This is a genomic window from Photorhabdus asymbiotica, from assembly GCF_003634575.1.
GTDB lineage: Bacteria > Pseudomonadota > Gammaproteobacteria > Enterobacterales > Enterobacteriaceae > Photorhabdus > Photorhabdus asymbiotica.
In genome coordinates, this window is sequence record NZ_RBLJ01000003.1 from 783,775 (window position 1) to 789,859 (window position 6,085).

Sequence of the window (6,085 nt, forward strand, 5' to 3'; positions counted from 1 at the left end):
TTAGTGAAAGCAGTACTAAAAGGCATAGATTGTATGCATAAAGATCCAGTTATGTACTCCGGTGAAGATGACGGCACTATTAATATAACCTTATCCTTATTAATCGGGCCTGAGTCGGAAAGTGGGAGTGAATATTTTGATCTTTTTATCTGTACACCTGAATGGCTTTGTAATCATCATTGGCAGCCGGAATTGATACGTCATACGCTTCTGGTACGTAAATATGATCTGGCTGAAATCCAAAAGACCATCACGGATTATATTGAACAGTGTGAAGGTAATGACTGGATGGAGATAGCCCAAAAGCTTTCCCGTGTCTTTGCCTGGGAATATGAGGATTATCAACCTTAACCTGTTGTTATCCAAAGAGTCCAGCTAAAGAACTGGACTCTTCCTTTAGCCGTCAGTCATTCTCAGCCAGTTGAATGATTAACTGCCCGGCTTCGCTGGTAATAGTGATCGGCTTCCCTGTGGTAAAGCCCAACGCAGCCAACCAGCGCCCCTTAATGGTGAGCTGCGGGTACGGATTGGGCTTGCCCCGGTTAGGCCGGTAGCCCACGGTGTAATGCCGTGGCTTCACAGCCTGCCCTTTAGTTGTAATGGTTTTTGCTTTAGAATCGCATTTAGCCATGATGAACTACCTCTGATAGTTGGTGATGGTAAGCAGCGTTATCCGGGTAGCCGCCCGGTAATGCTGCGTTAATAAAATCGCCTTTTCTGTAGCAAATCTTTTCTACGATGTCAGTAACTGCGTCATCTTTGAACGTTTAAGCAAACTGTCCATTAACACAATCAGCGCCTGCTGATCTTCATCTGACAACGAATCCATCTGAGTCACGAGCGCCTGTAAACGGGGATTATGTATCTGTGGCGGTGCCATCGGTTCCAGCCCCACGAGTGCATCCAGGCTACTCTGTAATACCTGAGCAATCCTGACCACAGCATCCAGTTGAGGAACAGAAGCGCCACGCTCCCAACGGTTATAGACCCGGCGATCCACATTGAGCAGTTCAGCGAGTCTGGCCTGTGTCATTTTACGGGCTTCTCTGGCTTCCTTTAGCCGCTTGGCAAACAGTTGCATATCTTCCTCACAAATCCAATGCGGTAATGCGATGTGCATTGTAAGCCCTCCTTTTTAATTGCTTGACTCAATGGCTATATTATAGTCTCATATTAATGCTACTACAATGTCTATTGACAGGTTTTTACAGGAGGTAACCGATGACCCGCGTTCCCGATACCGATTTGGCTCACTTAAAGCAGTCCGTCTCATTGCTGGGGCTGGCGCGTAAGCAAGGCCGTCCGATGAAAAAACGCGGTGAGGATTATGTGCTGCGTTGTCCGTTCCATAACGAGAAAACTCCCTCAATGGTCATCTCACCGGCCAAAAACCTCTATCACTGCTTTGGCTGTGGCGCCGCGGGGTCGGTGCTGGACTGGGTGATACAAACGGAAGGGGTGACGCTGAAAATTGCTATCCGCCGGCTGCGGGAACTGGCCGGGTTACCGGACATGGACAATGCCGTGGTGGCCGCTTCTTCTTTAGCCGCCCAGCCGGAATCACAGGCGGCCCCCCTGCCGCGCCCGAAACTGGCCGATCTGGACGATGACGGGCAGGCGCTGTTGCGCCAGGTGATTGATTTTTATCATCAGAATTTACTGGCGTCACCGGAAGCGAAAGAATGGCTGGAACGACGCGGACTCAATCATCCTGAACTGGTCAGTCACTTTAAGCTGGGGTACGCGGGCCATCACGGGATCGGCGGTTCAGCGGGGTTATTGCCGTCCAAAAGCAGTCAGGAAGGCCAGCAACTGCGTGACAAGCTATCGGGTCTGGGCGTGTTGCGTACGACCACCCGGCAGGATCACTTCCGGGGCTGCGTCGTGGTGCCGGTGATCGGCTGGGCCGAATCGGCCAGTGTAGCCAGCCGCGGGCGGGTGCTGCAACTGTATGGCCGCCGAACCCAGCCGGATTACAAGGTGCTGAAAGACAGCCCGAAGCATCTGTACCTGCCGTCGCCACTGGCCGGGGTCTGGAACGAGGAAGCGATGAAAGCGGCTTCGGAAATCATCCTGTGCGAAGCACTGATCGATGCGATGACCTTCTGGTGCGCCGGGTTCCGCAACGTGATCGCCGCCTACGGCGTGAACGGTTTTAACCGCGATCACCTCGACGCCTTGCAGTATCACGGCGTGAAACGGGTGCTGATTGCCTTTGACCGGGACGAGGCCGGAGACCGTGGCGCGGCCAGTGTGGCGGCTGACTTACTGGAATCCGGCATTGAGGCGTGGCGGGTGCAGTTCCCGCCGGGCATGGATGTCAATGACTATGCCGTCAAAAGTGGCAACGCCGAACATGCGCTGGGGCTGGCCCTGCAACAGGCGGTCTGGTTGGGACAGGGAACGGCACCAGGTGCGGTGTTCAGTCATGAGCGGCCCGTCTCGTCAGATATGACGGAAAAGCCTCACAATGCAGATGTGGCTAAACCGGCTGCCTTAGCCGCCCCACCAGAGCTGACTGTTGCCCCCGTGCCTTGTGAGCGCACGGCCTGCGGTGAACTGCTGATGAAAAGCGGGCCCCGGGTCTGGCGGATACGGGGGATGAAAAAATCGCCGGTGCCCGATGTGATGAAAGTCAATGTGCAGGTGCGGGATGAAACGTCCGGCCTGTTCCATGTGGATACACTGGACATGTATCACGCGCGGCATCGTCAGAACTACATCAGCACGGCGGCGCAAGAGCTGGAATGCGAGCTGTCGGTCATCAAACGCGAAGCCGGGCGGGTCTTGCTGATGCTGGAGCAGCAACAGGACGCGCAACAGCAGGCCGACGCCGAAGCCTCAGGGACAACCGTAGTCACGGTCAGCGCAGAAGATGAAGCCGCCGCGCTGGCGTTGCTGACATCGCCAAACCTGACAGAACAGATTATCAACGACATGGCCGCCTGTGGCGTGGTCGGCGAATCGACCAATCTGCTGACCGGGTATCTGGCGGCAGTCTCGCGCAAACTGGATAAACCGCTGGCCGTGTTAATCCAGAGCAGCAGCGCGGCAGGCAAGAGCAGCCTGATGGAGGCGGTGCTGAACCTGATGCCGGAAGAGGAGCGTATCCAGTACTCGGCGATGACCGGGCAGAGCCTCTACTATCTGGGAGAAACCAGCCTGCAACACAAAATACTGGCTATCGCCGAAGAGGAAGGCGTGCGGCAGGCGGCCTATGCCCTGAAACTGTTGCAGTCGGACGGCGAGCTGAAAATCGCCAGCACCGGCAAGAACGAACAAAGCGGCGAACTGGTGACGCGGGAATACAAGGTACAGGGGCCGGTCATGCTGATGTTAACGACCACGGCCATTGATGTGGATGAAGAGCTGCTGAACCGCTGTCTGGTGCTGACGGTCAACGAATCGCGCGAGCAGACGCAGGCCATCCACGCCATGCAGCGGCACCGTCAGACGCTAGAAGGGTTGCTGGCTGACTCGGAGAAAGGCTATCTGACGCAGTTACACCAGAACGCCCAGCGCCTGTTAAGGCCGCTGAGAGTGGTCAACCCTTACGCCCATCAACTGACGTTCCTGTCAGACAAAACCCGGATGCGGCGCGACCACATGAAATACCTGACGCTGATACAGGCCATTGCGTTGCTGCACCAGTACCAGCGGGAGGTGAAGAAAACGACCCACCGCGGACAGGTCATCGAATATATCGAAGTCACGAAAGCGGACATTGCTCTGGCCAACCGGCTGGCGCATGAGGTGCTGGGGCGCACGCTGGACGAAATGCCGCCGCAGACCCGCAAGTTGCTGTTGCTGATACAGGAGATGGTCGGCCACATCGCGCAGCGCCAGCACTGCCAGCCAAACGAGGTGCGCTTTACCCGGCGGGATATCCGCGCCTTTACCCACTGGAGCGACAGCCAGCTGAAGAACCACTGTCAACGCCTGACGGAAATGGAATACCTGCTGTTGCACGGCGGCAGCCGGGGGCACCTGCTGCATTATGAACTGCTGTGGGACGGGGAAGACAACGGCGCCGCCCATCTGTGCGGCCTGCTGGAGGTGGGGGAACCGGACGCAGAAACCGCCGGCAGTGAACGCAAGTCTGACGTGGAAGCAGATAAGTCTGCCCCAAGTCTGGGGCAAGTCCGGCCTAAGTCTGAGGAAGAAAAACCCGCGTCAACCCGGACAGTACAAGGGTTAGACAGTGCGCAAGTCCGGTCAGATGAAAACGCAGTTATTAAAGAAAATCATCACGGAAACGCATTGCCTGTGCCCGACAGGGATAAAACGCCGGCAGCCATCCCGACAGGTCATGAGAGCAAGTCTGACTTAACTAAACGCCAGTCTGCCTCAAGTCTGGGCCAGGTCCGGGTTAAGTCTGGGATGAAAAAATCCCCATCAAGGCAGGCAGAACACGGGGTCAGCGTGCCGCAAGCCGGGGTAACGGAAAACACAGTGATAAAAGGAAAAAAGAAAACGCGCCCCTTGTCTGCACCCGCCCCTCAATCTCAACCGGAGGTCAATCATGGCAAACCGTAAACCCCGCAAGGGGAGTCTCCTGACCGTTAATGACGTCTACCGTCAGCCTGTGGGGCCGGCGCACGACCCGAAGAGTCTGTATGCGTTGTTGCTGCGCTTTGTGGTGTGGCGGCAGGAGCGGAACTGGTCGGAGACGACATTGAAAGTGCAGACCCATCACACCTATCGTTTTATCCTGTGGGCCACCGAACGGGGCCTGTACTATGCCGCGGATATCACCCGGCCGATACTGGAACGTTACCAGCGTTATCTGTATCAGTACCGCAAGACCAACGGGGAGCCGTTAAGCACCCGAACGCAACGTACCCAGCTGGAGCCCTTGAAGGTCTGGTTCAAATGGCTGACGAAACAGAACCTGATACTGGCGAACCCGGCGGCGGACCTTGAGCTCCCCAGACTGGAAAAGCACCTGCCGCGCTATATCCTGACCATCGATGAAACCGAACAGATACTGGCGCAGCCTGACCTGACGACGTTGCAGGGGGTACGCGACCGGGCGTTGATGGAGTTGCTCTGGTCAACCGGGATGCGTCGGGGCGAATTAACCCGGCTGGATGTGTACAGCGTTGACGGGTCACGCAAAACGGTGACCATCCGGCAGGGCAAGGGGAATAAAGACCGGGTGTTGCCCCTCGGCGAACGGGCCTTAAGCTGGCTACAGCGCTATCAGCAACAGGTGCGGCCACAACTTATCGTCAATCCTGACGTCAAGGCATTATTCGTCGCGATGGATGGGCTGGATGGCTTACAGGCCAACGGTATCAGCAATCTGGTGACAGCTTATATCAACGCGGTGGGTATTGAGAAAAAAGGGGCCTGTCACCTGTTCCGGCACGCGATGGCGACCCAGATGCTGGAGAACGGGGCAGACCTGCGCTGGATACAGGCGATGCTGGGGCATGCGAGCGTGGAATCAACCCAGGTGTATACGCAGGTCTCCATCCGGGCCTTGCAGGCGGTGCACGCCAGTACGCATCCTGCGGAGCAGATGGCAGACGAAAAAGCCGGCGACGCCGATGAGGTGGGTTTACTGGCCGACCTGTACGCCGAAGCTGACGCCGGCACAGACACGCCGCCGGACGGTTCGGCGCCGACCTCAACTCCCGATACCCGCTGACTGTCCGCCCGCCCCCGTTGAGTCAGGCGGGTACGGTGTGGGGGCAGACCGTGGCCGGACTGCCCGTTGGCCTCGGCGCACGCGGGGGTAAATAGTCGTCAGGCGGCCCAACCGCTGGCGTCCCCGCTAAGCCGGAACAGGCCGCCCAACGCCTATTGAACATAATGCGGGGGAATTATACGCACTGCGCCGATAAGCAAAGGTAACCACCTGAGCATCCATGAGCGGCTTAATGCGTATAATTGGCATTATGTCTGGCGCCCCCGCGGGTTAGCATCGGAGGGTGCGGCGCACAAGGCTGACGCCTTCTGCTGTAAGCCGCTGAGCCGGCCATCGGCAACCCCAAGTTCTTCTTTAGCTGCCGCGTTATCGTCCGGTTAACACCCCTGAAGGCAGGTCGGCCTGCGGCCTCCGCTAATTTACTGCCCCCGC

The 6,085-nt window shown here is 57.1% G+C and carries 5 protein-coding genes; 3 read left to right on the plus strand and 2 right to left on the minus strand.

Translation table 11 applies throughout. From position 1 onward, the window contains the following. Positions 1–3 precede the first annotated feature (3 nt). A complete protein-coding gene (locus BDD30_RS15785) occupies positions 4–351 on the plus strand; it encodes an immunity 8 family protein (RefSeq protein WP_041382318.1) in 348 nt (115 codons plus the stop codon). Between the two features lie 52 nt (positions 352–403). Here BDD30_RS15785 and BDD30_RS15790 read toward each other — a convergent pair whose 3' ends face one another. Continuing rightward, complete coding sequence (locus tag BDD30_RS15790; RefSeq protein ID WP_041382320.1) at positions 404–631, minus strand: SymE family type I addiction module toxin; 228 nt, start codon at positions 629–631, stop codon at positions 404–406. A gap of 102 nt (positions 632–733) precedes the next feature. Next, positions 734–1,120, minus strand: coding sequence for a helix-turn-helix transcriptional regulator (locus BDD30_RS15795; protein WP_049795215.1), 387 nt, complete (start codon positions 1,118–1,120; stop codon positions 734–736). 101 nt (positions 1,121–1,221) lie between these two features. On the opposite strand from BDD30_RS15795, the gene BDD30_RS15800 reads away from it, so the two are divergent. Both BDD30_RS15800 and xerC read left to right on the plus strand, forming a co-directional pair. Next, on the plus strand, positions 1,222–4,536 hold the full coding sequence (locus BDD30_RS15800; RefSeq protein WP_015835431.1) for a CHC2 zinc finger domain-containing protein: 3,315 nt from the start codon (positions 1,222–1,224) through the stop codon (positions 4,534–4,536). Next, complete coding sequence (gene xerC, locus BDD30_RS15805) at positions 4,523–5,653, plus strand: site-specific tyrosine recombinase XerC (protein ID WP_015835428.1); 1,131 nt, start codon at positions 4,523–4,525, stop codon at positions 5,651–5,653. The genes BDD30_RS15800 and xerC overlap by 14 nt, the downstream gene beginning before the upstream one ends. The last annotated feature ends 432 nt before the right edge of the window (positions 5,654–6,085 follow it).